The organism is Phenylobacterium sp. (genome assembly GCF_030646615.1).
Classification (GTDB): domain Bacteria; phylum Pseudomonadota; class Alphaproteobacteria; order Caulobacterales; family Caulobacteraceae; genus Phenylobacterium.
On record NZ_JAUSLG010000022.1, the window covers coordinates 1 to 24,255 of the forward strand.

Genomic DNA, 24,255 nt, shown 5'->3' on the forward strand with positions numbered 1-24,255 from the left:
GGAGTCCAACGTCGCCATCCGGGTGAACGAAACCGCCGAGAAGGACGCCTATGAGGTGGCCGGCCGCGGCGAACTGCAGCTGGGCGTGCTGATCGAAGGCATGCGCCGGGAAGGCTTCGAGCTTTCCATCAGCCGCCCCCGCGTGGTGTTCCAGAACGATCCCGAGACCGGTGAGCGCCTGGAGCCCATCGAAGAGGTCATGATCGACGTGGACGACGAGTTCTCCGGCGTCGTCATCGAAAAGCTGTCGGCCCGCAAGGCCGAGCTGAAGGACATGGGCCCCTCGGGCGCCGGCAAGACGCGGATCAGCCTGATGGCGCCGTCCCGCTCGCTGATCGGCTATCAGGGCGAGTTCCTCACCGACACCCGCGGCTCGGGCGTGCTGAACCGCGTGTTCAGCCACTACGAGCCCTACAAGGGCGCCATCGACGCCGGCCGCAAGGGCGTGCTGGTGGCCAATTCCGACGGTGAGACCGCCGCCTTCGCCCTGTGGAACCTGGAAGACCGCGGCACCATGTTCGTCGGCGCCGGCGAGAAGACCTATCAGGGCATGATCATCGGCGAGAACGCCCGGGCCGATGACCTGGACGTCAACCCGATGAAGGCCAAGCAGCTCACCAACGTCCGGGCCTCGGGCAAGGACGAGAGCATCCGCCTGACGCCGCCCCGCCGCCTCACCCTCGAACAGGCCATCGCCTATATCGAGGAAGACGAGCTGGTCGAGGTGACGCCCAAGAACATCCGCCTGCGCAAGAAGGTCCTGAACCCGAGCTTCCGCAAGAAGCGCGTTAAGGAAGACTAGGGCCGACCGCCCGGGCGGTCGCCGCCCGGGCGCGATGGCGGGACTCGCCCCATGCCCGACGCCACCTTCGCCGCCCTGCCCACCACCATCTTCGAGGAGATGAGCGGACTGGCGCGGACCCATGGGGCGATCAATCTGGGCCAGGGCTTTCCCGACGATCCCGGTCCTGAGCCTGTTCGGCGCCGCGCGGCCGAGGCGGTGCTGGACGGCTATAACCAGTATCCGCCCATGGCCGGCCTGCCCGAGCTGCGGGCCGCGGTCGCCGGCCACTATCGTCGCACCCAGGGGCTCGACCTCGATCCCGCCGCAGAGGTGGTGATCACGTCTGGCGCCACCGAGGCCCTGGCCGCAGCCTTCCTCGCCCTGATCGAGCCCGGCGACGAGGTCATCGTCTTCCAGCCCCTCTATGACGCCTATCTGCCGCTGATCCGCCGGGCCGGCGGCGTGCCCCGGCTGATCTCGCTCGCCCCGCCCCACTGGCGGTTCACGCGGGCCATGCTGGAGGCGGCGATTACGCCCAGGACCCGCTTCGTGGTGCTGAACAATCCGGTCAATCCCACCGGCGTCGTTGTCCCGGACGCCGACCTCGCCCTGCTGGCCGAGATCTGCGTGGCCCACGACCTGACCGCCATCTGTGACGAGGTCTGGGAGCAGGTGGTCTTCGCGCCCGCCGTCCACCGGCCGCTGATGGCCTATCCCGGCATGGCCGGGCGCTGCGTGAAGATCGGCTCGGCGGGCAAGATGTTCGGCCTCACCGGCTGGAAGGTGGGGTTTGTCTGCGCCGCAGCGCCCCTGGCCCGTCACCTGGCCAAGGCTCACCAGTTCCTGACCTTCACCACCCCGCCCAACCTGCAGGTCGCCGTGGCCTTCGGGCTGGAGACTATGGGCGACTGGTTGGGGGAGATGCCGATCCGCCTGGCCGCCAGCCAGCAGCGCCTGGCCGAGGCCCTGGGCCGGGAGGGCTTCGCCGTCCTGCCCTCGCAAGGGACCTACTTCCTGAACCTCGACCTGGCGGCGTCGGGGGTGACCCTGGAAGACCACGCCTTCGCCCGGCTGGCGGTGGAGCGGGCCGGGGTCGCCACCATCCCGGTGTCCGCCCTCTATGAGACCGACCCTGTCACCACCATCCTGCGCCTGTGCTTCGCCAAGGCCGACGCCACCCTGGATGAGGCCGCCCAGCGGCTGGCGCGGGCGCGCGACTTGGCGGCTCAGGCAGCCGGCGACCGCGCCATATAGACATCGAGATCATCCTGACCGGTGACGACGAAGCCCCGCCGGTCATAGAGTCGCTTGGCGTCGCTCTCGCGCAGGACGGTCAGCCGCACGGCCGCGCCTGCCGCGTCGGCCTCGGCCAGCAGGATATCCAGGACCGCCGTCCCCAGGCCCCGGCCCTGCCAGTGCGGCTGCAGATAGAAGTGCTCGAGCTTCAGGACGCCGGGCGCGGACTCATAGAAGGCCACGCAGCCCGCCGTCTCCTCGCCTACCACGATCAGGCGGGTGGTTTCGGGACGGTAGGTGTCGGCAAACCAGGCCCGCGCCCGCTCCGGATTGAAGCGGCCGATCCGGTTGAAGCTCTCGGCCATCACCGTCAGCCGCAGCTCGGTCAACGCCTCCAGGTCGCTGGCCGACGCCGGCGCAAAGGCGAAGACCGGCGCGCCCATGCTCAGCAGGTGGAGCCGCCATCGACGACGATGGCCTGGCCGGTCATCCAGGAGCCGGCCTTCGACGCCAGGAACACCGCCGCGCCGGCGATGTCGTCGGGCTCGCCCAGACGGCGCAGGGGATTGTTGGCGCTGGAGCGCTTCTCGGCCTCCGGCGTGTCCCACAAGGCCTTGGCGAAGTCAGTCTTGACCAGGCCCGGCGCGATGCAGTTGACGCGAATATTGTCCGGGCCGAGCTCGACGGCCAGGTTGCGGGCCAGCTGGAAGTCGGCGGCCTTGGAGATGTTGTAGGCGCCGATGCCGGTGGAGCCCCGCAGGCCGCCGATGGACGAGATGATGATCACCGCCCCCTCGCGGCGCTCACGCATCTGCGGCGCGGCCATCTGGATCAGCCAGTTGTTGGCGATGATGTTGTTGTCGAGGATCTTGCGGAAGGCGTCGTCCTCGATCTTGGCCATGGGGCCGAAATAGGGATTGGTGGCGGCGTTGCAGACGACGATGTCGATCTTGCCGAAGGCCTTGGTGGTCTCGTCCACCAGGCGCTGCAGATCTTCCTTCGACGAGATCGAGGCGGGCACGGAGATGGCCGCGCCCGGATGCTTCTCGTTGATGGCCGCGGCCACCTCGTCGCAGGGTCCGGCCTTGCGCGAGGAGATCACCACCTTGGCGCCATGTTCGGCCATGCGCTCGGCGATCGCCTTGCCGATGCCCCGCGAGGATCCGGTGATCACGGCGACCTTGCCGGTGAGATCGAACAGTTCCATGGCGCGTCTTCCCTGAATTGAAATGCTTGTTTGAATGGCGCCATTTGCGGCGCCGCCCGACACCAGGTCAAGGCGGCGCCGCCCCGTCCGCCGAGGGGAAGGGGGCGGACGGAACCTGCGATCAGAAGCGGTAGGTCAGGGCGCCGATCACCTTGCGGCGCGAGCCGATGAAGCAGTCGCCGCGCACCAGGCAGCTGGAGAAGTAGTACTCGTCCTCAAGGTTCTGGACGTTGAGGGACAGCCGCCAATTGTCCTGCTCGTAGGCCGCCAGGGCGTCGAACAGGGTGACTGCGGGGGTCTTCAGGATGAACAGGCGATTGGCGTCCTGGTCGGTGGTTTCGCCCACATAGCGCACCCCAAGGCCCAGGCTCAGCTCCCCGTCAGCGCCAATGCGGAAGCGTCGCGTTCCCCAGGCCGAGGCCGCATGCAGGGGTTGGGACGCAAATGGCTTGCCCACCTCCAGGGGGTTGGTGCTCTTCGACACCTCCACCTCGTTATAGGTGTAGTTGACGCTCAGATCGTAGACCTCGCGGAAGATGGCGCGGCCCTCCGCCTCAAAGCCGCGGGACTGCACCTCGCCGGTCTGGATGCGGTTCTGAGGATTGGTGGGGTCGGCGGTCAGGCGATTGGTGTCGCGGATGTCGAACACCGCAGCGGTCGCCAGATACTGCGGGGCCGGCTGCCATTTGAGGCCCGCCTCCCATTGCTTGCCCATCTGCGGTTCGAAGGGCTCCCCATAGACGTTGGCGCCGGCCACCGGCAGGAAGCTCTCCGAATAACTCACATAGGCCGAGAGCCCACCCTCGAAGGCGTAGAGCAGGCCGGCCCGATAGGTGGTGGCGTCGGAGGTCTTCTCGGTGACGGTCGAATTCACCGCGATGGAGCGGGTCGTCGCCTCGTCCCGGCGCACCCCCAGGATCAGGTTCCAGCCGCCCATCCGGATCTGGTCCTGCAGATAGACGCCGAGCTGCGCCTGCTCGGTGGTCGCCTTACGCGTCACCACCGGCTCGGTGTAGTTCCCGTAGACCGGATCGAACAGGTCGATGGGGGTGGTGAATCCGCCGCCGGACTCCATGAACTGCCGGTACTGCTGCCCATCCACCCCGAACAGCAGGGTGTGCTCGACGCCGCCGGTCCGGAAGTTGGCCTGGAACTGATTGTCGAGGGAATAGGCCCGCGATTCCGGGAAGGAATAGGAGATGTAGCGCGCGATGCTGCGCTGCGGCCCGGTGTAGCCCGCCTGCCCCGGCTGCAGCCACGGATCGAAGGGGTTGGCGTAGGAGTAGGGATAGATGGTCTGGTAGTTGACGTCCGACCAGGATGCGCGGGCGTTGAGCCGGTATTCGAAGTGCGGGTTGAACCGGTGACGGGCGAACAGGCTCACATTCGACTGGATCGCCCGATAAAGTTCGACATCCGGCTCGCTGATGAAGGTGTTGGAGGGCAGCTGGCCGTTCACATTGGGCAGCAGCGTGCCCTGGTGCGGCAGGAACTGGGTGGTCGAGCCCGTACGGTCCTCCTGGTGATGGACCAGCAGGGTCAGCTCGGTGTCGGCGCTGGGCCGCCAGGTGATCGAGGGGGCAAGGAACAGCCGGTCATCGCCGATATGGTCCACCTGGGTCTCGGCGTCGCGATAGAGGCCGGTAAAGCGATAGGCCAGGGTTCCGGCCGCATCGATCGGCCCCGTGAGGTCGAGCTGGATCTGCTTGCGCTCGAAATTTCCCAGGGAGGCGATCACCTCGCCGCGGCGGACGAACTCCGGCCGCTTGGAGGTCAGGTTGACGATGCCGCCAATGGAGCCCTGGCCATAGAGCACCGAGGAAGGGCCGCGCATGACCTCCACCTGCGACAGCGCATAGGGGTCGACCTTGGCCGTGTCGTAATAGGCGTAGGTGCTGCGCATGCCGTCCAGATACTGGGCCGGCGTCGTGCCGCGGACGAAGAAGGAGTCCACCCGCCCGTCATTGCCATAGGCGTCGGAGCGGACGCCGGCGCTGTAGTTCAGCACCTCCTGCAGCGAGACGGCGCCCCGTTCCTGATAGACATCGGCGGTGATCACCGAGATCGCCTGGGGGGTCTGAAGCAGCGGCGTATCGGTCTTGGTGGCCACCGCCACCTCCCCGTCCTGGCCCGTGACAATCAGTTCGGAGACCCGGGTGGGCGCGTCGTCGTCGGCCCAGGCCGGCGCAGCCAGGGCGAAGAGGCTTGCGGCCAGCATCAAGCTGCGGCGCGGCGTGGCTTTGGACATCGAAGAATCCCCAGAATATGCAGCTAAGACGCATTATCATCTTATGAGGGGGCTTATAAGCGCAGGGCCGCGATCAGGGCAATAACTTGCGAATGATTGTTATTATGATCGAGCGATCAGACGCAGAGCGGGGCGCCGCCCATATCCAGGTGGAAGTGGTCGGCGTGGGCCGCGTTATAGTCCGGCGACAGGGTGGTGATGAACACCCTGCAGGCGCCGTCGCGGACCTCCCGCAGGAAGCGCCCCTTGGCGCCGGGGTCGTCCCAGTGGTCCTTGACCCGCACCACCTCGCCATTGGCCAGCCGGAAACTCGCCACATCGAGGGCGTTGGCGCTGGCGTGCTCGCTTGGCGGGCCAGCCGCCTGGCCGTAGATCCGCCGGCAGGAAAAGGCGCCGTAGTGCTCGACGGCCACCACCGCGTGGCCAAAGGCCCCGAAGGCCGCCGGCTGGACCACCTGCCGTTCCCAGATCGCCACTGCGAGGGCTTCCTTGCAGGTCATCACCGCATCGGCCGGCGTCAGCGGCGCCATGCCACCGGTGATCTGGATCGCGTCCTTGACCGAACAGAAGCCGTCCTCGGTCTCAGGGGCGATCACATAGGTCAGGCCGCCCTTGGCCAGCACGCCCCGGCAGGCGGCCACGTCCTGACCCGTGCGGGCGGCCTTGGCGCGGGTGGCGGCGCCCACCGGATCGATGACGCTGAGCGGCTTCCAAGGCAGGTGCTGGTCGGGGATGGCCCGCTCGGCCACCAGGGCCATGATCGCCACCAGGATCCAGATCAGTCCCAGGCCGACGAGACGGGCGATCAGGGTCTGGCGGCGCGCATGGTCTTCGACCTGCGGGTGACGGGGAGCACGATAGCCGGCCATGACTCTGGGGAAGAACCTCGCGGGGAGACCTGGAGCTTAGCCGGCCAGGTCTAAGCAGGCGAGCTATGGTTAACGGTCTACCGACAGAGGCTGAACCGCCCATAGTCCAGGTGCAGATGGTCGGCATGGGCGGCGTTGTAATCGGGGCTCAGGACGGCGCGGAAATAGTCGCAGGCGCCGGTGCGCACCGCCCGCATCAGGGTTCCGCCGTCATTGTCATCGTTGAAGTCGCCTATCACGCTGAGCCGCTGGCCATCCTCCAGCACGATGGCCGACACATCCAGGGCGTTGGCGCTGGCATGCTCGCTGCGGCGGCCCTCGCTGCGGCCATAGACGTTGCGGCAGGCGAACACCCCATAGTGCTCCACCCGGGCCACATCGGTCTCCATCACCCGGCGGGCGGCGGGGCCGAGCACATGCCGGTCCCAGAAGGCGTAGGATAGAGCTGTGGGGCAGGTCATCACCGGGGCGGCGGGCGAAAGCGGCGTGACTCCGCCCCGCAGGCGCACCGTATTGCTCAGTGGGCAATCCCCCGTCGGCTGGTCCGGCACATGGGTGAAGTCCACCCCGCCAGCCTCCAGCACCTCTCGACAGAGCTCGGGATCGCCAGCCGCCCGCTGGAACTTCACCGCCGTGGCCAGACCCGGCGGATCGGCCAGCCGCAGGGGCTTCCACGGCAGATCCTGTGGCGGGGCGAAGGCGTCGATGGCCCAGGTGAGCGCGATCGCCACCAGAGCCGCGTCCAGCAGGACGGCCCAAAACCCCCCGAAGGCCAGGGCCTCGGCCGAGGCCGGCTTGAGCGAGGATATCCAAGGGAGGAAGGTCACGGTCTGACCAACGGTCGGGAATGGCCCAGGTTCACCCCCAGCGCTGAAATCGGCGCCCAAAGGCTCAGGGCCAAGCTATGGTTCGGCCGTCCAGAGGGGGAAAGACCATGGGAATTCTCAGCAAGATCGCCCTGGGCGCCGGTGTGGCGGTCGTGGCGCTGGTCGGCGTCGTGGCGGTGCGGACCGCCCTTTATGAGCCGCCGCGCCTGGTCGCCGCCGATCTCGAACTGGCTCCGGCGCCCGCCTTCGACCTGGCCGCCGCAGCCGGGCGGCTGGGGCAGGCCATCACCTTCCAGACGATCAGCCACCAGGATCCCGCCGAGAACCAGCTGGGGGAGTGGGACGCCCTGCATGCCTGGCTGCAGGCGAGCTATCCCCGCGCCCACGCCGCCATGCGCCGCGACGTGGTCGCCGGCCATACCCTGGTCTACACCTGGGAAGGCGCCGAGCCCGACCTGGACCCCATCGTCCTGATGGCCCACCAGGACGTGGTGCCGGCCGACGCCGCCGAGGGCTGGACCCATCCGCCGTTCGACGGGGTGATCGCCGACGGTGCGGTCTGGGGCCGCGGAGCGGTGGACGACAAGGGCTCGCTGATCGGCCTGTTCGAGGCCGTCGAGGCCCTGGCCGGCGCCGGCTTCCAGCCCCGCCGGACGGTGATCCTGGTCAGCGGCCATGACGAGGAGGTGGGCGGCGGCGGCGCCCAGGCGGCCAATGACCTGCTGAAGGCCCGCGGCTTGTCGGCCCAGTTCGTCCTGGATGAGGGCCTGCTGGTGGTCGCCGACAATCCCCTGACGGGCGGCCCGGCCGCCCTGATCGGGGTGGCGGAAAAGGGCTATGCGACCCTGGTGGTGACCGCATCGTCCGAGGGCGGACATTCCTCCGCCCCGCCGCCGCAGACCGGTGTCTCCACCCTGGCCCGGGCGGTCACCGAGATCACCGAAAACCCCTTCCCCCTGCGTCTCCACGGGCCGGGCGCGGAGATGCTGCATGTGCTGGGCGCGGGGTCCGGCCTGGCCATGCGCGCGGCGCTCGCCAACACCTGGGCCACCGAGCCGCTGATCGTGCGCCAGATGGCCGCCACCCCGGCGGGCGCGGCCCTGCTGCACACCACCATCGCCCCGACCATGCTGCAGGGCAGCCCCAAGGAGAATGTCCTGCCGCGGGACGCCAGGGCCTGGATCAACTACCGCATCGCGCCCGGCGACAGCTCCGAGGACGTCCTGAATGCGGCCCAGGCCGCCGTGGGCGATCTGCCGGTGACCTTCGCCTGGGCCCGCCCACCGCAGGAGCCCTCGGCGGTCTCGTCCACGGAGTCGGAGGGCTGGAAGGTGATCTCAGCCCTGGCCGCCGATGTGACCGGCGCCCCCGTGGCGCCGGGCCTGGTGACCGCCGGCACAGACAGCCGGTTCCTCGCCGAGGTGGCGCAGGACACCTATCGCTTCCAGCCGATCACGCTGAGCATGGCCGAAACCGCCATGATCCATGGGGTCGATGAGCGCATGACCTTGGCCAATCTGGAACGAATGGTGCAGTTCTATGCGCGGCTGATCGCGACAGCGGCGCGCTGACCCCTTGCGGCGGGGCGCTGCAAGTCGCACGTTCCGCCCCACTGCAGATTTTAGGAGAGCGTAATGGGTTTCCGTCTCGAAGATGAAGACGACGACGAAAAGGGCCGCCTTCCCGACATGCCGATGAGCGCCGGGCCGGTGCAGAACGCCCTGTTCAAGTCGCGCACCGTCCTCATCTTCGGCGAGATCGACATGCGGCTGGCCGAGCGCGTCTCGGCCCAGCTTCTGGCCCTGGCCTCGGACGGCAAGGGCGACATCAAGGTCTTCGTCAATTCCCCCGGCGGCCACGTGGAAAGCGGCGACACCGTCCACGACATGATCCGCTATTGCGGACCGCAGGTGAAGGTGATCGGCACGGGCTGGGTGGCCAGCGCCGGCGCCCACATCTTCCTGGGCGCCACCAAGGAAAACCGCTTCTGCCTGCCCAACACTCGGTTCCTGCTGCACCAGCCCATGGGCGGCGTGCGGGGCCAGGCCTCGGACATCCAGATCGAGGCCGAGGAGATCGTGAAGATGCGCGAGCGGGTCAACCGCATCATCTCCCGCGAGACCGGCCAGCCCTATGACAAGGTGGTCAAGGACACCGAGCGGAACTTCTGGATGAACGCCGAGAAGGCCATCGAGTACGGCCTGGTCTCGAAGGTCATCGAGAACGCGACGGCGGTCTGACATGGCCCCCTGGTGGAAGGGGGCGGTGGTCTACCACATCTACGTCCGCAGCTTCTTCGACAGCGACGGCGACGGCCATGGCGACCTTGCGGGCGTCATGGCCAAGCTGGACTATCTGCAGAGCCTCGGCGTGGATGCGATCTGGCTCTCCCCCATCCACCCTTCGCCCAATCGCGACTGGGGCTACGACGTCTCGGACTATGACGACGTCCACCCCGACTATGGCTCGGTGGCCGACTTCCAGGCGTTGACGGAAGCGGCCCACGCCCGTGGCCTGAAGGTGCTGCTGGACGAGGTGCTGTCGCACACCTCCGACGAGCACCCCTGGTTCGCCGCCAGCCGGGACGAAGGGGCCGATGGCGACAAGGCCGACTGGTATGTCTGGGCCGATCCCGCCGACGATGGGACCGCGCCCAACAACTGGCTGAGCGTCTTCGGCGGCCCGGCCTGGGCCTATCAGCCGGCGCGGCGCCAGCACTATCACCACAAGTTCCTGCGCCAGCAGCCCAAGCTGAACTGGCGTGAGCCGAAGGCCCGGGAAGCCGCCCTCAAGGTACTCGACACCTGGCTTTCCCGCGGCGCCGATGGTTTCCGCCTGGATGTGGCCAACGCCTTCCTCCACGACGGCGAACTGCGGCCCAATCCAGCCATCCCCGCGGCCGAGCGCGACCGGGCCGCTTGGGGCCACGCCAGCGACATGCAGCGGCACCTGTTCGACTCCAACCTGCCGGAGAACATCCCCCTGCTGGACGAGGTCCGTCGCCGGGTGGAAGCCCATGGCCCAGACCGCTTCGTGTTCGGCGAGTTTTCCGAGGAGGAAGCGCGCTGCGGCGCCTATTGCGCCCCCGACCAGGGCCTGCACTCGGCCTATACCTTCGTCCTGCTGAAGGCCCGGCGGATGGCCGCCCAGGTGTTCAAGGACCACTACGCCACCCTGGCCGCTTACCCCGACCACTGGCCGACCATCTCGTTCTGCAACCATGACGTGGCCCGCACGGTGAGCCGGTTCGGCGGGGCGGACGCCGGCCCACCGGTGGCCAAGCTGATGCTGGCCCTGCTGATGACCCTGCGCGGCGCCATCCTGCTCTATCAGGGGGAGGAGCTGGGCCTGCCCGAGGCCGAGCTGTCCCGAAACGAGCTGCGCGATCCGGTGGGCGACCTCTACTGGCCGATCGCCAAGGGCCGCGACGGCGCGCGGACGCCGATGCCCTGGCAGGCCGACGCCGCCCATCTCGGCTTCTCCAACGGCGCGGCCTGGCTGCCCGCGGCCGAAAGCCACCGACCGCTCGCCGTGGACCGGCAGGAGCTCGATCCCAAGTCCACCCTGGCCTTCACCCGGCAGATGATCACCCTGCGCAAGGCGTCCCGGGCCCTGACCCATGGGGCGATCGAATTCCTGGACGCCCCTGAGCCCATCCTGGCCTTTGTCCGCCGCCACGAGGGCCAGGCGGTGGCCTGCGTGTTCAATATGAGCGGCCGCACAGCCCGCGCCGAGCACCCCGTCCTGAAGGGCGCGGAGATGCTGCCGGTGAGTTCAGGCGTGGCCGAGCCCCTCCCCGGCGGGCTGGCGCTCGGCGCCTATGCCTGCCGTTTCCTGAAACTCCCCTGATGACAGGTGCGGGGACCGCAAGGCCCCGATAGAAGACGCCATGGCCGAAGGCGACAACAAGACCCCCTCCGCGAAAGGACCCCGGTTCGGCGAGGGCTTCCTCACCGACATCTGGTATTTCGCCGCCCTGTCTGCGGACCTGAAGCCCGGCAAGCTGCAGCGCTTCGAGATCCTCGGCGAGCCGATCCTGATCGGCCGCGGCCGCAAGGGCCAGGCCTATGCCGTGCGCGACATCTGCCCGCACCGGGCCGCGCCCCTGTCGGCCGGCAAGCTGACCGCCGAGGCCGATGGGCGCGAAAGCGTCGAATGCCCCTATCACGGCTGGCGCTTCGGTCTCGACGGCGCCTGCACGGCCATTCCGTCCCTGGTGGCCGACCAGGCCATGGACGTCAGCAAGATCAAGGTCCGTCGATTCCCGGTGCGCGAGAGCCAGGGGCTGGTCTTCATCTGGATCAGCGCCGATCCCCGCTTCGAGGGCGAGCCAGACATCGACCCGCCGGTCTTTCCGGGCGTGGTCGGCGGCAAGCCCAAGCTGGTCGACCGCATGGAGTTTGACGCCCACATCGACCACGCGGTGGTGGGCCTGATGGACCCGGCCCACGGCCCCTATGTGCATCAACAGTGGTGGTGGCGCTCGGCCAAGAGCCAGCACGAAAAGTCCAAGCCCTTCGAACCCCGCGAGGCAGGCTTCGCCATGGTGCGCCACGAGCCGTCCAAAAACAGCCGCGCCTATGCGATCCTCGGCGGCCAGCCCCTGACCGAGATCACCTTCCAGATTCCCGGCCTGCGCTGGGAGCATGTGACGGTGGGCCGCCGCCAGGTCCTGTCGCTGACCTGCCTGACGCCGCTGTCGGCGACCAAGACCAAGATCACCCAGATCATCTGGTCCGACCATCCGGCCTTCCGGCTGCTGAAGCCCGTCATCGCCGCCGGGGCGCGGGCCTTCCTGCGCCAGGACGGCGACATGGTGAACCTGCAGAACGAGGGGCTGCGATACGATCCCAGCCTGCTGTGGATCGACGACGCCGACCGCCAGGCCAAGTGGTACCAGCAGCTCAAGCGGGAATGGGCCCTGAGCCGCCGGGAAGGCCGGGCCTTCGTCAATCCCGTGGAGGCGACCCGCCTGCGCTGGCGCAGCTGATCGGCGCGCGCCTTTGCTTTGCCTGACCTGCGTTCTCGTCCATGGTGGGGCGTCCAGGATCGGGACGCATTTCGTCCCCTAAGAGCCCCGCCGCCGCCCTGCGGCCTTGACCTCATTTCAGACCCCCATTTGTCGAGCGTCCCATGCCTGTATTCACCAGCCGCGGCGTCGAGATCGCCTTCGATGACCTCCCGCCCCAGGGGGACGCCCAGCGCGCCATGGTGCTGGTCCATGGCTTCACCTCCAACCGCAAGGAGGGCTGGCGGCGCACGGGCTGGTACGCCGCCCTGGAGCGACGAGGGGCGCGGTGCGTCGCCCTCGACCAGCGGGGTCACGGGGAAAGCCAGAAGCTCTATGAGCCCGAGGCCTATCAGCGCGAGGCCCTGGCCGGGGACGTCATCGCCCTGCTGGACCATCTGGAGCTCGGCCAGGTCGATCTGTTCGGCTATTCCATGGGCGCCCGCACAGCCATGGCCGCGGCCCTGGCGGCGCCCGACCGGATCGGCCATCTGATCCTGGGCGGGGTGGGGGAGCGCCTGCTCGAGCCCCGCACGCCTGGCGCGCCGACCGACGCCATGGCCCAGGCCATGTTGGCGGACGATCCGGAGACCATCAGCCATCCGATGCTGCGCAGCTTCCGCCACTTCGCCGACGAACAGGGGGAGGACCGCCGCGCCCTGGCGGCCTTCGTCCGCGCCGAGAATCCGCCCCTCGACCTCGAAGCCATGGCCCGCCTGCCCGTGCCGGTTCTGGTGATCGCCGGCCAGCGGGACGAGGGCGCGGGCGACCCCGACGGTCTGGCAGGCGCCTTTCCCCAGGGGCGCGGCATCACCGTTGTGGGCTGCGACCACTTCTCGGCCATCCCCCACGCGCTCACCAAGGCGGCGGTTTTCGATTTTCTCGACGGGTTGCTCGACGACCCGTTCGGGGACCGGTTCTAGGCCTTAGCGCCCAAGCGCGTAGGGGCCGCCCCGCGCGATGGCCGCCTTGTAGGCCGGCCGGTCATGCAGGCGGTTCAGCCACGCCTCGGCGTTGGGATAGGCCGGCAGCTTGCCGAACGCCCGGGCCACCTCGCCCACGAAGCTCATCTGGATGTCGGCGCCGGTGAGCGCCTGGCCCATCAGGTAGTCGCGGCCGGCCAGGGCCTGGTCGAGATAGGCGAGGTGGTTGGCCACCTCGCTCTCGATGCGCGGATGCAGAGGCGCGCCGGCCTCGCCCAGGCGCATGACATACATCTGCAGCATCAGGGGCAGCATGGCCGAGCCCTCGGCATAGTGCAGCCATTGCAGATAGGATTCGTAGTCGGGGTCGCTGACCGCCGGCTGCAGCTTGCCCGCCCCGTGATGGCGGATGATGTAGTCGATGATGGCGCCGGATTCGTGCACCGTGACCTGGCCGTCCGTGACCACCGGCGACTTGCCCAGGGGATGGACGGCGCGAAGCGCGTCCGGGGCGAGCCTCGTCTTGGCGTCGCGCTCATAGGCCTTGATCTCATACTCGACCCCCAGTTCCTCCAGCAGCCAGAGGATGCGCTGCGAGCGCGATTCATTGAGGTGGTGGACGACGATCATGACGGCTCCCGGGGTTTGGCTTACATCGTATAGGCGTCGGGCGTGACCCGCGGCAAGCTGGGCCTATAGTGCTCCCATGACCTCCGAGCCCTTACCTGACCGCTTTGCTGACGCCCCTGCCCGCCTGCTGGCCGCCGCCGAGGTCGCCGAGGCCTGCGTGGCCCAGGCCCGCGCGGCGCTGGCCGCCCGGATCGCGCCTGAGGGCCGCCTGGACCGCCACGTCCTGGACGCCGAGCAGCGGGCGGCCCACGGCCTGGCCTGGGCGGCGGCCTATGCCGAGACCCTGCGACAGACCGCCGACTGGGCGGCGGACCTTGCGGCGAGCGGGATCTGGGACGAGGCGAGCGCGCGGCCAGCGCTTTTGCTGGCGCACGAATATCTCAGCCAGCTGGCCGGCGGCCTGCCCATGAGCCAGGGCGAGATGGCGCGCCCCGTCGATCTCGGCTTCGATCCGGCCAGGCTCGCGCCCGCCATCGCAGCCCTGGCGCCCGACGCCACGCCGCAGGCGCGCCATCGCATCGTCGAACTACTCGCCCAGGCCCGGGGACGGCCCTCCCTGGAGGCGAGCGGCCTGGACGAAACCCACCAGGCGATCCTGGCCCAGTTCACCAGCTTCGCCAGCGCGAAGATCGCCCCCTTCGCCCATGGCTGGCACCTGGACGATAAGTTGATCCCGCTGGCTCTGATCGACGAACTCGCCGGCCTGGGGGTTTTCGGCCTCACCCTGCCCGAGGCTCACGGCGGGGCGGGCCTGGGCAAGGTCGCCATGTGCGTGGTCTCCGAGGCCCTCTCCCGGGGCTATATCGGCGTCGGCTCCCTGGGCACGCGCGCGGAGATCGCCGCAGAGCTGATCCTGGCCCATGGCACGGCTGACCAGAAGGCCCGGCTTCTGCCGGCCATCGCCTCGGGCGCCATGCTGCCCACCGCCGTCTTCACCGAGCCGGAGGCGGGCTCGGACCTCGCTTCCTTACGCACCCGGGCGGTTCGCCGGGATGGGGCGTGGCGGGTCACCGGCGCCAAGACCTGGATCACCCATGCCGCCCGGGCTGACCTGATGACCTTGCTGGTGCGCACAGATCCGACCCGCCAGGACCACCGGGGCCTCTCCATGCTGCTGGCGGAGAAGCCGCGGGGCGACGACGCCGACCCCTTCCCGGCGCCCGGCATGGACGGCGGCGAGATCGCGGTGATCGGCTATCGCGGCATGAAGGAATACGAGATCGCCTTCGACGACTTCGCCGTGCCGGAGGACGCCCTGCTGGGCGGCCAGGAGGGGCAGGGCTTCGTGCAGCTCATGGCGACCTTCGAATCGGCCCGCATCCAGACCGCCGCCCGCGCCATCGGCGTGGCGCAGAACGCCCTGGATCTGGCGTTGGACTACGCCTTGGCGAGGCGACAGTTCGGCGAGCCCCTGGCCGCCTTTCCCCGGGTGGCCGACAAGCTGGCCATGATGGCGGCGGAAATCCTCGGCGCCCGCCGTCTGGCCTGGTTCTCGGCACGGACCAAGGACGCCGGACGGCGCTGCGACCTGGAGGCGGGCATGGCCAAGCTGGTGGCCGCGCGCATCGCCTGGGCCTGCGCCGACAACGCCCTGCAGATCCATGGCGGCACGGGATTCGCCGTCGAACAGCCGGTCAGCCGCCTGCTGGCCGACGCCCGTATCCTCAACATCTTCGAAGGCGCCGGCGAGATCCAGGCCCAGGTGATCGCCCGGCGCCTGCTGGACGGCGGAAATTAGTTGGCGACAGGCCGGAACCCGCGGGCCACCAGGGCGATCTGCTGTTCCATATGGGCGCTCATCCGCTCAGGCCCGGCGTTCTCCCAGGCGGCCAGGCGGTAGTTCCAGGCATAGGCGGCCATCAGGGTGTCGACGATCATGTCCACGTCGAGGGACCGATCCACGTCCCCCCGTTCCTGCCCCTCGACCACGCAGTCGCGGATCGTGCCGCGGAGGCGCGGATTGCGGCCATAGGGGATGCTGGAGCCCCCCGGACGCCAGCTATAGGCCGCCGCGATATGGGCGAGGAACAGCTGGGTCCGCCGGGTTTCAAAGGCGAAATGCAGGGCGAAGATCGAGGAGAGCCGGTCGGCCGTGGAGCCGCGCAGGTGCGGCGTCACCCGATCGAGCTCGCCATAGAGATCGTCCAGCCGCTCCTGCATCACCTGGCTCAGCACCTCGGCCTTGGAGGAAAAGCAGGTGAACACGCTGCCGACCGCCACGCCGGCCTGGCTGGCGATTTCGCGAACGGTCGTCTCTTCGTAGCCGACGGTTTCGAACAGATCGCGGGCGGCGTCCAGCACACGACGCCGCGTCGCCTCTTTCTGAGTTTGACGCAGATTCAAATTTTCCCCCCAAGCGCGCTCTATCGGCGCGTCCTGACCTAGAGCCCGCCGCAAGCAGACTCGTCGAACGCTTGTCCGGCAAGGAACTTTAAGTTGTTCAGGGGTCGGCGGCGTCGATCAGCCGCGGCGGGCGCCGGCCAGGATGACGCGGATCTGGTCCCGCGAGCGAGCCTGCAGCGCCTCAAGGCTCCAGCCGCCGAAGATCGCCTGCGGATAGTTGGCCAGATAGTTGTCGAACAGCATCTGGCTGCGGAGCTTGATCTCGCATTCCTGCGAAAGCTCCCCGCGTTCCACGCCCAGGGCGAGCTGGTCGCCAAAGAGGTCGATGATCTCCTGGATCGACGCCAGGGTGCGAAGGGCCTGGCCGTCCTGCCATGACCAGGAGAGGCCCAGCGCGGCGCGGGCCAGGGGCATCTGGGACTTGTAGAAGCCGTAGCCGGCGCTGAAGGCCTTGAGCAGGGCGTCGTCCACCGTCCGGCCGCGGCTGGCGGCCTCGGTCATGGCCTCGACCACGGCGGCCAGATCGGCGGTCATGATCTCGCGGAACAGCTCGGACTTGTCGGTGAAGTTGGCGAAAACGGCGCCCGTGGACATGCCGGCGGCCGCAGCGATGTCGCGGATCGTCGCGCCTTCGTAGCCCTCGGTGCTGAACAGCTCCCGGGCGGCGGCGAGCACCTTGGCCCGGGTCTGCTGCTTGGCCAGGGCCCGGCGGGTGGGCATCCGGACGCGGGTCTCGCTCTGACCTTCCACGGCGGCGACGTGCTTCATGATTCGATACTCCGATGGCCGTGGCGGGGGGAGCCGACGGCGCTCGCGCAGTCCCTCGCCACCAAACAGGCGAGGTAACTGAACGCTGATATGGGATCCTCTTAGCGCTGAGCTGGCCGGCTCCACAAGCCGGAGCGTTCAGCGAGCGCGTTCAATTACCCGCGTTATTGTAAAGTTCGCACACGCCATACCTGAAATGAGGCAAGGGTGCGGCGCGACCGACCGTCGCAGGACTTTTTCAAGCGCTACAACGGTTTATTCACCATATCGGGCGCCGCCGTCGGCCAATGCCCAGGAATGAACCGGCTTCGGTGAATCGGATCAACCAGTTGCGCGATTGAGACGCGCAATCAGATTCGCGCACGGTGCTGGAAATCCCTACATAATAGGGCTCTCTGCAAGCGCGCCCCGAGCCCGAGATCATGAACCAGCTGTTCGCCATTTTGATCCCCGCCAGCCTGCTGGCCGTGACCCTGGCCCTGGGCGTCGGGATCTTCGCCCTGTTCCGCGGCGGGGATTTCGGCCGCTCCTATTCCAACAAGCTGATGCGTCTGCGGGTCGTCCTGCAGGCCGCCGCCGTGCTCATCCTGGTGACCGCGGTCTGGTGGCGGCACAACGGATAGGCTTGGGGATAGGCTTTGGGATAGGCGGCGCCACCATGGTTGTTCTGAATCGCATCTACACCCGCACCGGCGATGGCGGCGCCACGCGCCTGGCCAATGGCGCCTTGGTGGCCAAGACCGATCTGCGGGTCGAGGCCTATGGGGCGGTGGACGAGACCAACGCCTGTCTCGGCCTGGCCCGCCTGCACACGGGCGACGACGCCGAGCTGGACCGCATCCTGGGCCGCATCCAGAACGACCTCTTCGATCTAGGGGCCGACCTGGCCAATCCGCCATCGCCCGACGAGGACCCCGCACGGGTGCTGCGCATCAGCGAGGGCCAGGTGACGCGCCTGGAACGGGAGATCGACGGGATAAATGCGACGCTGGCCCCCCTGACCTCCTTCGTGCTGCCCGGCGGATCGGCCGCGGCCGCCGCCCTGCATCAGGCTCGCACGGTCTGTCGGCGGGCCGAGCGGGGCGCCGTGGCCCTTTCGGCGACGGAGACGGTCGGCGCGGCGGCGCTCAAATATCTCAACCGTCTGTCGGACCTGCTGTTCGTCGCCAGCCGGCGGGCCAATGACGATGGCCAGGGCGATGTGCTCTGGGTTCCCGGCGCCAACCGTGGTTGAGACCGCTTGCCTAGGGCGCCGGCGTCTCGGCGGCGGCTTCAGCGCGGGCCCTGGCGGCCTCGGCGGCCTTGCGCTCGGGGATGGTGCGGCCGGTGATATCCGAGATCAGGACCGGGCGGGCGCAGACACGACCGTCGGGGTCCCACCAGTCGCCCTGCGCCTCGCAGCGCTCGGCTGGCCAGACATAATACCCGTGGTAGCCGAATATGGCGACCAGGGAGAGGACGAACGCCCCGAGGAAAACCAGCTTCAGGCGGTCAATGATACGGCTCATAGGCAGCCTCATATTCGGGCTTTTTTCCTCTGGCTAGGGCTGACTGGGGCGCAAATCGCCTTATCCGCCCGACTTGCAATGCGCGCGGGAAACGTTATGCCCCGTGCGACCCATTCTTCCCCAAAGCGAATTTGAGGCCCTCATGAAGGTGTTGGTCCCGGTCAAACGGGTAATCGATTACAACGTCAAGCCGCGGGTTAAGTCGGACGAGACCGGCGTTGACCTCGCCAACGTCAAGATGTCCATGAACCCCTTCTGCGAGATCGCCGTCGAAGAGGCGGTGCGTCTTAAGGAAAAGGGCGTGGTCACCGAGGTGGTGGCCGTGTCCATCGGCCCGGCCCAGGCGCAGGAAACCCTGCGCACCGCGCTCGCCATGGGCGCAGACCGCGCCATCCTGGTTCAGACCGACGCCGACCTGGAGCCCCTGGCCGTGGCCAAGGTGCTGAAGGCCGTCATCGACGAAGAGTCCCCGAACCTGGTGGTCATGGGCAAGCAGGCCATCGACGGCGACAACAACGCCACCGGCCAGATGCTCTCGGCCCTGCTGGGCTGGCCCCAGGCCAGCTTCGCGTCCAAGCTGGAGATCGCTGGCGACAAGGCGACCGTCACCCGCGAAGTGGACGGCGGCCTGCAGACCATCGAAGCGCCGCTGCCGGTGATCGTCACCGCCGACCTGCGCCTGAACGAGCCGCGCTACGCCTCCCTGCCCAACATCATGAAGGCCAAGAAAAAGCCCCTCGATACCAAGGACATCGCGTCCTACGGCATCGATACGGCGCCGCGCCTCAAGGTGGTCAAGGTGTCGGAACCGCCGAAGCGTGGCGGCGGCATCAAGGTCGAAACCGCGGCCGATCTGGTCGCCAAGCTCAAGAATGAAGCGGGGGTGCTCTAATGGCCGTACTCGTCATCGCCGACCTGAACGCCGGCGCGCTCAGCGACAACACCCATAAGACCGTCTCGGCCGCCCAGGCCATCGGCGGCGACGTCGACATCCTGGTCGTCGGCAAGGACGCAAAGTCCGCCGCCGACGCCGCCGCCAAGATCGAAGGCGTCCGCAAGGTGCTGCTGGCCCAGAGCGACGACCTGGGTCACGGCCTGGCCGAGGCCATCGAGGCCGTGGTGGTTCCGCTGATGTCCGGCTACGACGCCGTGCTGACGCCCGCCACCTCCCAGGGCAAGAACTTCTCGCCCCGCATCGCGGCCAAGCTGGATGTCTCGCACATCTCCGACGTGGTCGAAGTGGTGGACGCCTCGACCTTCGTTCGCCCGATCTATGCGGGCAACGCGCTGGAGACCGTGCAGTCGTCCGAGGCCAAGAAGGTCATCACCGTCCGTCCCACCGCCTTCAAGGCGGCGGGCGAAGGCGGTTCGGCCTCGGTCGAGGACGTCGATGCAGGCGCCGGCGCCGGGCCGACCAAGTTCGTCGGCGAGGAGATCGTGAAGTCCGAGCGTCCGGAACTGACCGGCGCCAAGATCGTCGTCTCCGGCGGTCGCGCCATGGGCTCTGCCGAAGAGTTCCAGAAGGTCATCGAACCCCTGGCCGACAAGCTGGGCGCGGCCGTGGGCGCCAGCCGGGCCGCGGTGGACGCCGGCTACGCCCCCAACGACTACCAGGTCGGCCAGACCGGCAAGGTGGTGGCGCCGGAGCTCTACATCGCCATCGGCATCTCGGGCGCGATCCAGCACCTGGCCGGCATGAAGGACTCCAAGGTCATCGTCGCGATCAACAAGGACGGCGACGCGCCGATCTTCCAGGTCGCCGACTATGGCCTGGTGGCCGACTACAAGACGGCGGTGCCGGAACTGATGTCGGCCCTCGGCTAAGGCCGCAGCCGTTCCTTGGCTTCCTGCGAGGCGGCGCCCCCGGGCGCCGCCTCGTTTCGTTTTGCCTCCGCTTTTGTTCGCAACTGCGGCTTTCCGGGCACAAACCGACAGCCGATCACATTGCGGCGCAGCATAAAGACCTTGGCGGGGTCGCCATCCCCCATGTTAGAAAGCCGTCACAGACCAGAGGCGGCCCTGAAGGCGGCCCGCAGATTTGGGGCGAGTGGACATGGTTGAGATCAGATCGGTGGGCGTGATCGGCGCCGGCCAGATGGGCTCCGGCATCGCGCATGTCTGCGCCCTGGGCGGCTATGACGTGCTGCTGCACGATGTCAGCGCCGAGCGGATCGACGCAGGCCTGATCCATATCCAGCACGCCATGGCCCGCCAGGTGTCTCGCGGGCTGATCGACCAGGCCGCCATGGACGCCGGCCTGGCCCGGATCAAGGGGGCGCCCGAGCTTCAGGCCGTCGGCGCCTCGGACCTGGCCATCGAGGCCGCCACCGAGAACGAAGAGGTCAAGAAGACCATCTTCCGCGCGCTCTCGCCGCACCTCGGTCCCGATACGCTGCTGGCCTCCAACACCTCGTCGATCTCGATCACCCGCCTGGCCTCGGCCACAGATCGCCCGGAGCGGTTCATCGGCCTGCACTTCATGAACCCCGTGCCGCGCATGAATCTCGTGGAGATCATCCGCGGCATCGCCACCGGCGCCGAGACCTACGAGACCGCTGTCAACTTCGCCCGGTCGCTGGGCAAGACCACCGCCAACGCCGAGGACTTCCCGGCCTTCATCGTCAACCGCGTCCTGGTCCCGATGATCAACGAGGCGATCTACACCCTGTACGAAGGCGTCGGCACGGTGGAGGCCATCGACACGGCCATGAAGCTGGGCGCCAACCATCCGATGGGTCCGCTGGAACTGGGCGACTTCATCGGCCTGGACACCGTACTGTCGATCATGAACGTCCTCTATGACGGCCTGGCCGACTCCAAGTACCGGCCCTGCCCGCTGCTGGTGAAATATGTCGAGGCCGGTTGGCTGGGCCGCAAGGCCGGCCGCGGCTTCTATGACTATCGCGGCGAAAACCCCGTCCCCACCCGCTAATCCCCCAGCGCGCCTGCGACCGATCGGCGCCCAGGCTGGGCTTAATCGCTATTCTGTTCGACTTGCGCGCCCGGCGTAGCCGATACTCAGGGCGATTCGAACAGGCGGGTTCATGCGAAGGCTGACGCTTGCGCTGCTCTGCGGCGCCTATCTCTGTCTGGCGCTGATCATCGCCCTTTCGCTCTGGCGGAACGGCGGCGGTTGGGGTGCGGGCGTCGCCGCCCTGGTCGGCGGCCTGGGCCTGGCCTTCGCCTTCCACGGCCTGATCGAGCACGCCCTGACCTCCTCGGGCATCCGGGCCGAGATCGCCGCCATCCGCGACGCCCATCGCATCCTGATCGACCAGGTGGAACGGGTGGACGCCCGGCTGTCGGAGGTGGTGGAGACCGTCACCGACGACGCCCTGCGCCGTTCCGAAGAACTTTCCGGCGAAGTCCACATGCTGGAGGACCTGGTCCAGCGCATGGGCCAGCGCCTGGAAGAGCGGATGACCACCGCCCCGCTCCAGGCCCGCCCGGGCCACGACCCCCGCCGCGAAGCCGTCCTGCTGGAGACCGTCCGCGGGGCCCTGGCCGACAACCGCGTCGACCTCTACCTGCAGCCGGTGGTCGCCCTGCCCCAGCGCAAGACCATCTTCTATGAGAGCTTCTCGCGCCTGCGCGACGAGAGCGGCCGGGTCCTGATGCCGGCCGAATATATCAGCGTCGCCGAGGCCGAGGGCCTGATGACGGCCATCGACAATCTGCTGCTGTTCCGCTGCGTGCAGATCGTCCGGCGGCTGGCCAAGCAGGATCGCAAGGTCGGCATCTTCTGCAATGTCGCCCCCACCAGCCTTGGGGATGAGAGCTTCTTCCCGCAGTTCCTGGACATGCTGGCGGCCAATCGCGACCTGGCCGGGGCGCTGATCTTCGAACTGGGCCAGGGCGCCTTCGAGGCCCGCGGTTCGGTGGAGGCGCGCAACATGGCCAAGCTGGCCGATCTCGGCTTCCGCTTCTCCCTCGACAAGGTCACCGACCTGGACTTCGACCTGCAGGACCTGGCGCGCTCGGATGTGAAGTTCGTCCGGGTGGGCGCCCAGATGCTGCTGGACGAGATGATCGAGCTGGACGGCCGCCTGGTGCTGAAGTCCCTGCCCGACCTGGCCGCCGAGGACTTCTGCCAGCTCACCCGCCGCTATGGGGTCGAGGTGATCGTCGAAAAGGTCGAGAGCGAGCGGCAGATCGTCGATCTGCTGGAGCTTGAGGTCGGCTATGGGCAGGGCCACCTGTTCGGCGAGCCGCGGCCGATCCGCGAGGCCGTCCTGGCCGAGGCCGACCCCCCGGCCGACTTCCTGCGCCAGGGTCTGCGCCGTCGGGCCGGCGGCCGAGCCTAGCTTCGTCCCCGCGGCGCATTGACCGCAGGGGCTGCGACCTTTACCGCCGCGCCTCATGACCGCGCCGCACACGCCCCAGGGCCTATCCGACCTCACCGACCATTACGACGTGCTGCTGAGCGACGTCTGGGGGGTGATCCACAATGGCCGCGAGAGCTTCCCGCAGGCCTGCGCGGCGCTGGCCCGCTGGCGGGCCGAGCGCGGCCCGGTGATCCTGATCTCCAATTCGCCGCGGCCCTCGGCCGATGTGGTGGCCCAGCTGGACGCCCTGGGCGTGCCCCGCGAGGCCTGGTCGGCCTTCGTCACCTCCGGCGACGCCACCCGCCTGCTGCTGGCCGAACGGGCGCCGGGTCCCGCCTGGCGCCTCGGCCCCGATCGCGATGCGCCGCTCTATGCCGGTCTGGGCCTGTCTTTCGAGAGCCTCGACAAGGCCGCCTTCATCGCCTGCACCGGGCCGATCGACGACGAGACCGAAGGCCCCGGCGACTATCAGGCGCGGTTCGAAGGCGCTGCGGCCCGCGGGCTGGAGATGGTCTGCGCCAATCCCGACATTGTCGTCCAGCGGGGCGACAAGCTGATCTATTGCGGCGGCGCGCTCGCCCAGCTCTACGAGACCCTGGGCGGCAAGGTGGTCATGGCCGGCAAGCCGCACGCGCCCATCTACGACCTGTGCGTGGCGCAGGCCGAGCGGCTGACCGGCGGCCCGGTGGCGCGGTCGCGGATGCTGTGCATCGGCGATGGCGTGGCCACCGACGTGAAGGGCGCCAACGCCCAAGGCCTGGACGTGCTGTTCATCGCCGCCGGCATCCACGGCGCCGAAACGATCACGCCTGAGGGCCTGGACGCCGCCGCCGTCGAGGCCCTGCTCCGCCAGGAAGGCGCAGAAGCGCGCTTCGCCATGGCCGAGCTGAGCTGGTAACGCGCTTGGCCCCTTACGGGGCGTCCACAGCCACCGGCGTCTGCGGCGGTGGAGCCGGATCGGCCGGCGTCTGGTTGCAGCCGGCCGCCAGCACCGCGAGGAGGGCCACAGCCAGGCCCGGCTTGAACATTCTCATCGGTCACCCCATTGGAAGTCTGACTGCGCCATATTCGGCGCCGATCGGGGCTCGCGTCCACCGCAAGCGCCTTCGCTTTGCGGGGGCTTGCGTCTATGCAGGCCCAAAAGGGAGCGTTTCGTTGCCGGAACTATTCTTCGAGGACCTCAGCCTGGACCAGAGCGCACAGATCGCCCGCACCGTCAGCGCCGCTGATGTGGAGGCCTTCGCCGCCGTGTCGGGCGACGACAATCCCCTGCACCTGAATGAGGCCTATGCCGCGACCACGCCGTTCAAGCGGCGCATCGCCCATGGGATGCTGGCCGGCGCCTATATCTCGGCGGTGCTGGGTTCGCGCCTGCCGGGGCCTGGCTCGGTCTATGTGTCCCAGAACCTGCGGTTTCGCCGGCCCGTGGGCCTCGGCGACGAGGTGACCACCACCGTCACCGTCCGCGCCCTGGACGCCCGGCGCGGCCAGGTGACCCTGGCCACCGTCTGCACCGTGGCCGGCAAGACCGTGGTCGATGGCGAGGCCGTGGTCCTCCTGCCCAAGCGGGAGGCCTGAC

25 protein-coding genes and 1 pseudogene are annotated in these 24,255 nt (G+C 68.4%); 16 read left to right on the forward strand and 10 right to left on the reverse strand.

The genetic code is table 11. The annotated features are described in order from the left end of the window. Positions 1–802, forward strand: a pseudogene (locus Q7S93_RS03345) (translational GTPase TypA); the annotation flags it as partial. A 51-nt stretch (positions 803–853) separates the two neighbouring features. Next, positions 854–2,038 carry an aminotransferase gene (locus Q7S93_RS03350; RefSeq protein WP_304712157.1) on the forward strand — a complete coding sequence of 395 codons (1,185 nt, stop codon included), beginning with the start codon at positions 854–856 and terminating at the stop codon, positions 2,036–2,038. Here Q7S93_RS03350 and Q7S93_RS03355 read toward each other — a convergent pair. From Q7S93_RS03355 to Q7S93_RS03375, 5 genes are all read right to left on the reverse strand, one after another. Beyond that, complete coding sequence (locus tag Q7S93_RS03355; protein WP_304712158.1) at positions 2,011–2,463, reverse strand: GNAT family N-acetyltransferase; 453 nt, start codon at positions 2,461–2,463, stop codon at positions 2,011–2,013. The genes Q7S93_RS03350 and Q7S93_RS03355 overlap by 28 nt on opposite strands. A gap of 2 nt (positions 2,464–2,465) precedes the next feature. Continuing rightward, positions 2,466–3,227, reverse strand: coding sequence for an SDR family oxidoreductase (locus tag Q7S93_RS03360; RefSeq protein ID WP_304712159.1), 762 nt, complete (start codon positions 3,225–3,227; stop codon positions 2,466–2,468). Positions 3,228–3,348: 121 nt separating this feature from the next. Then, complete coding sequence (locus Q7S93_RS03365; protein WP_304712161.1) at positions 3,349–5,475, reverse strand: TonB-dependent siderophore receptor; 2,127 nt, start codon at positions 5,473–5,475, stop codon at positions 3,349–3,351. 116 nt (positions 5,476–5,591) lie between these two features. Then, positions 5,592–6,344 carry an extensin-like domain-containing protein gene (locus Q7S93_RS03370; protein ID WP_304712162.1) on the reverse strand — a complete coding sequence of 251 codons (753 nt, stop codon included), beginning with the start codon at positions 6,342–6,344 and terminating at the stop codon, positions 5,592–5,594. Between the two features lie 77 nt (positions 6,345–6,421). Continuing rightward, positions 6,422–7,171 carry an extensin-like domain-containing protein gene (locus Q7S93_RS03375; RefSeq protein WP_304712163.1) on the reverse strand — a complete coding sequence of 250 codons (750 nt, stop codon included), beginning with the start codon at positions 7,169–7,171 and terminating at the stop codon, positions 6,422–6,424. Positions 7,172–7,278: 107 nt separating this feature from the next. On the opposite strand from Q7S93_RS03375, the gene Q7S93_RS03380 reads away from it, so the two are divergent. From Q7S93_RS03380 to Q7S93_RS03400, 5 genes are all read left to right on the forward strand, one after another. Then, positions 7,279–8,742 (forward strand): M20 family peptidase, encoded by a 1,464-nt coding sequence (locus Q7S93_RS03380; protein WP_304712164.1) that lies wholly within the window; start codon positions 7,279–7,281, stop codon positions 8,740–8,742. Between the two features lie 63 nt (positions 8,743–8,805). Beyond that, entirely contained in the window at positions 8,806–9,411 is a 606-nt protein-coding gene (locus Q7S93_RS03385) for an ATP-dependent Clp protease proteolytic subunit (RefSeq protein WP_304712165.1), read from the forward strand. A 1-nt stretch (position 9,412) separates the two neighbouring features. Beyond that, the gene (locus tag Q7S93_RS03390) at positions 9,413–11,020 is read left to right on the forward strand and encodes an alpha-glucosidase family protein (protein WP_304712166.1); all 1,608 of its coding nucleotides are present in this window, start codon (positions 9,413–9,415) and stop codon (positions 11,018–11,020) included. A 40-nt stretch (positions 11,021–11,060) separates the two neighbouring features. Next, complete coding sequence (locus Q7S93_RS03395) at positions 11,061–12,161, forward strand: aromatic ring-hydroxylating oxygenase subunit alpha (RefSeq protein WP_304712167.1); 1,101 nt, start codon at positions 11,061–11,063, stop codon at positions 12,159–12,161. Positions 12,162–12,304: 143 nt separating this feature from the next. After that, positions 12,305–13,102, forward strand: coding sequence for an alpha/beta fold hydrolase (locus Q7S93_RS03400; RefSeq protein ID WP_304712168.1), 798 nt, complete (start codon positions 12,305–12,307; stop codon positions 13,100–13,102). A gap of 3 nt (positions 13,103–13,105) precedes the next feature. Here the strand turns inward: Q7S93_RS03400 and Q7S93_RS03405 are convergent, their stop codons facing one another. Further along, positions 13,106–13,732 (reverse strand): glutathione S-transferase family protein, encoded by a 627-nt coding sequence (locus tag Q7S93_RS03405; RefSeq protein WP_304712169.1) that lies wholly within the window; start codon positions 13,730–13,732, stop codon positions 13,106–13,108. Positions 13,733–13,808: 76 nt separating this feature from the next. Here Q7S93_RS03405 and Q7S93_RS03410 point away from each other — a divergent pair, with 76 nt between their 5' ends. After that, a complete protein-coding gene (locus Q7S93_RS03410; RefSeq protein ID WP_304712170.1) occupies positions 13,809–15,470 on the forward strand; it encodes an acyl-CoA dehydrogenase family protein in 1,662 nt (553 codons plus the stop codon). Here Q7S93_RS03410 and Q7S93_RS03415 read toward each other — a convergent pair. Together Q7S93_RS03415 and Q7S93_RS03420 are read right to left on the reverse strand one after the other, a co-directional pair. Next, the gene (locus tag Q7S93_RS03415) at positions 15,467–16,075 is read right to left on the reverse strand and encodes a TetR/AcrR family transcriptional regulator (RefSeq protein ID WP_304712171.1); all 609 of its coding nucleotides are present in this window, start codon (positions 16,073–16,075) and stop codon (positions 15,467–15,469) included. The two genes, Q7S93_RS03410 and Q7S93_RS03415, sit on opposite strands and share 4 nt — an antisense overlap. A 117-nt stretch (positions 16,076–16,192) precedes the next feature. Then, a complete protein-coding gene (locus tag Q7S93_RS03420; protein ID WP_304712172.1) occupies positions 16,193–16,843 on the reverse strand; it encodes a TetR/AcrR family transcriptional regulator in 651 nt (216 codons plus the stop codon). 422 nt (positions 16,844–17,265) lie between these two features. Here Q7S93_RS03420 and Q7S93_RS03425 point away from each other — a divergent pair, with 422 nt between their 5' ends. Further along, complete coding sequence (locus tag Q7S93_RS03425) at positions 17,266–17,466, forward strand: twin transmembrane helix small protein (RefSeq protein WP_304712173.1); 201 nt, start codon at positions 17,266–17,268, stop codon at positions 17,464–17,466. A 35-nt stretch (positions 17,467–17,501) separates the two neighbouring features. Further along, positions 17,502–18,077: a cob(I)yrinic acid a,c-diamide adenosyltransferase gene (locus Q7S93_RS03430; RefSeq protein WP_304712174.1), complete on the forward strand. Its 576-nt coding sequence runs from the start codon at positions 17,502–17,504 to the stop codon at positions 18,075–18,077. Positions 18,078–18,087: 10 nt separating this feature from the next. Here Q7S93_RS03430 and Q7S93_RS03435 read toward each other — a convergent pair whose 3' ends face one another. Further along, positions 18,088–18,351 (reverse strand): hypothetical protein, encoded by a 264-nt coding sequence (locus Q7S93_RS03435; RefSeq protein WP_304712175.1) that lies wholly within the window; start codon positions 18,349–18,351, stop codon positions 18,088–18,090. Positions 18,352–18,493: 142 nt separating this feature from the next. Here Q7S93_RS03435 and Q7S93_RS03440 point away from each other — a divergent pair, with 142 nt between their 5' ends. The 5 genes from Q7S93_RS03440 (at position 18,494) to Q7S93_RS03460 (ending at position 23,574) form a co-directional block, all read left to right on the forward strand. Then, on the forward strand, positions 18,494–19,243 hold the full coding sequence (locus Q7S93_RS03440; RefSeq protein ID WP_304712176.1) for an electron transfer flavoprotein subunit beta/FixA family protein: 750 nt from the start codon (positions 18,494–18,496) through the stop codon (positions 19,241–19,243). Beyond that, complete coding sequence (locus tag Q7S93_RS03445; protein ID WP_304712177.1) at positions 19,243–20,175, forward strand: electron transfer flavoprotein subunit alpha/FixB family protein; 933 nt, start codon at positions 19,243–19,245, stop codon at positions 20,173–20,175. The genes Q7S93_RS03440 and Q7S93_RS03445 overlap by 1 nt, the downstream gene beginning before the upstream one ends. A 229-nt stretch (positions 20,176–20,404) precedes the next feature. Beyond that, a complete protein-coding gene (locus Q7S93_RS03450) occupies positions 20,405–21,283 on the forward strand; it encodes a 3-hydroxybutyryl-CoA dehydrogenase (protein WP_304712178.1) in 879 nt (292 codons plus the stop codon). 112 nt (positions 21,284–21,395) lie between these two features. Next, positions 21,396–22,655 (forward strand): flagella assembly cyclic-di-GMP phosphodiesterase TipF, encoded by a 1,260-nt coding sequence (gene tipF / locus Q7S93_RS03455; RefSeq protein WP_304712179.1) that lies wholly within the window; start codon positions 21,396–21,398, stop codon positions 22,653–22,655. A 55-nt stretch (positions 22,656–22,710) separates the two neighbouring features. Continuing rightward, the gene (locus Q7S93_RS03460) at positions 22,711–23,574 is read left to right on the forward strand and encodes a TIGR01459 family HAD-type hydrolase (RefSeq protein ID WP_304712180.1); all 864 of its coding nucleotides are present in this window, start codon (positions 22,711–22,713) and stop codon (positions 23,572–23,574) included. Between the two features lie 13 nt (positions 23,575–23,587). Here Q7S93_RS03460 and Q7S93_RS03465 read toward each other — a convergent pair whose 3' ends face one another. Further along, positions 23,588–23,710, reverse strand: coding sequence for a hypothetical protein (locus Q7S93_RS03465; RefSeq protein WP_304712181.1), 123 nt, complete (start codon positions 23,708–23,710; stop codon positions 23,588–23,590). A 121-nt stretch (positions 23,711–23,831) separates the two neighbouring features. Here Q7S93_RS03465 and Q7S93_RS03470 point away from each other — a divergent pair, with 121 nt between their 5' ends. Then, positions 23,832–24,254 (forward strand): MaoC family dehydratase, encoded by a 423-nt coding sequence (locus Q7S93_RS03470; protein ID WP_304712182.1) that lies wholly within the window; start codon positions 23,832–23,834, stop codon positions 24,252–24,254. The last annotated feature ends 1 nt before the right edge of the window (position 24,255 follow it).

Excerpts from the sequence above, each read along its gene's own strand:
- Q7S93_RS03350 (WP_304712157.1), top strand. The coding sequence starts at position 854 with ATGCCCGACGCCACCTTCGCCGCCCTGCCCACCACCATCTTCGAGGAG.
- Q7S93_RS03355 (WP_304712158.1), bottom strand. The coding sequence starts at position 2,463 with ATGGGCGCGCCGGTCTTCGCCTTTGCGCCGGCGTCGGCCAGCGACCTG.
- Q7S93_RS03360 (WP_304712159.1), bottom strand. The coding sequence starts at position 3,227 with ATGGAACTGTTCGATCTCACCGGCAAGGTCGCCGTGATCACCGGATCC.
- Q7S93_RS03365 (WP_304712161.1), bottom strand. The coding sequence starts at position 5,475 with ATGTCCAAAGCCACGCCGCGCCGCAGCTTGATGCTGGCCGCAAGCCTC.
- Q7S93_RS03370 (WP_304712162.1), bottom strand. The coding sequence starts at position 6,344 with ATGGCCGGCTATCGTGCTCCCCGTCACCCGCAGGTCGAAGACCATGCG.
- Q7S93_RS03380 (WP_304712164.1), top strand. The coding sequence starts at position 7,279 with ATGGGAATTCTCAGCAAGATCGCCCTGGGCGCCGGTGTGGCGGTCGTG.
- Q7S93_RS03385 (WP_304712165.1), top strand. The coding sequence starts at position 8,806 with ATGGGTTTCCGTCTCGAAGATGAAGACGACGACGAAAAGGGCCGCCTT.
- Q7S93_RS03390 (WP_304712166.1), top strand. The coding sequence starts at position 9,413 with ATGGCCCCCTGGTGGAAGGGGGCGGTGGTCTACCACATCTACGTCCGC.
- Q7S93_RS03395 (WP_304712167.1), top strand. The coding sequence starts at position 11,061 with ATGGCCGAAGGCGACAACAAGACCCCCTCCGCGAAAGGACCCCGGTTC.
- Q7S93_RS03400 (WP_304712168.1), top strand. The coding sequence starts at position 12,305 with ATGCCTGTATTCACCAGCCGCGGCGTCGAGATCGCCTTCGATGACCTC.
- Q7S93_RS03405 (WP_304712169.1), bottom strand. The coding sequence starts at position 13,732 with ATGATCGTCGTCCACCACCTCAATGAATCGCGCTCGCAGCGCATCCTC.
- Q7S93_RS03410 (WP_304712170.1), top strand. The coding sequence starts at position 13,809 with ATGACCTCCGAGCCCTTACCTGACCGCTTTGCTGACGCCCCTGCCCGC.
- Q7S93_RS03420 (WP_304712172.1), bottom strand. The coding sequence starts at position 16,843 with ATGAAGCACGTCGCCGCCGTGGAAGGTCAGAGCGAGACCCGCGTCCGG.
- Q7S93_RS03425 (WP_304712173.1), top strand. The coding sequence starts at position 17,266 with ATGAACCAGCTGTTCGCCATTTTGATCCCCGCCAGCCTGCTGGCCGTG.
- Q7S93_RS03430 (WP_304712174.1), top strand. The coding sequence starts at position 17,502 with ATGGTTGTTCTGAATCGCATCTACACCCGCACCGGCGATGGCGGCGCC.
- Q7S93_RS03435 (WP_304712175.1), bottom strand. The coding sequence starts at position 18,351 with ATGAGCCGTATCATTGACCGCCTGAAGCTGGTTTTCCTCGGGGCGTTC.
- Q7S93_RS03440 (WP_304712176.1), top strand. The coding sequence starts at position 18,494 with ATGAAGGTGTTGGTCCCGGTCAAACGGGTAATCGATTACAACGTCAAG.
- Q7S93_RS03445 (WP_304712177.1), top strand. The coding sequence starts at position 19,243 with ATGGCCGTACTCGTCATCGCCGACCTGAACGCCGGCGCGCTCAGCGAC.
- Q7S93_RS03450 (WP_304712178.1), top strand. The coding sequence starts at position 20,405 with ATGGTTGAGATCAGATCGGTGGGCGTGATCGGCGCCGGCCAGATGGGC.
- tipF (WP_304712179.1), top strand. The coding sequence starts at position 21,396 with ATGCGAAGGCTGACGCTTGCGCTGCTCTGCGGCGCCTATCTCTGTCTG.
- Q7S93_RS03460 (WP_304712180.1), top strand. The coding sequence starts at position 22,711 with ATGACCGCGCCGCACACGCCCCAGGGCCTATCCGACCTCACCGACCAT.
- Q7S93_RS03465 (WP_304712181.1), bottom strand. The coding sequence starts at position 23,710 with ATGAGAATGTTCAAGCCGGGCCTGGCTGTGGCCCTCCTCGCGGTGCTG.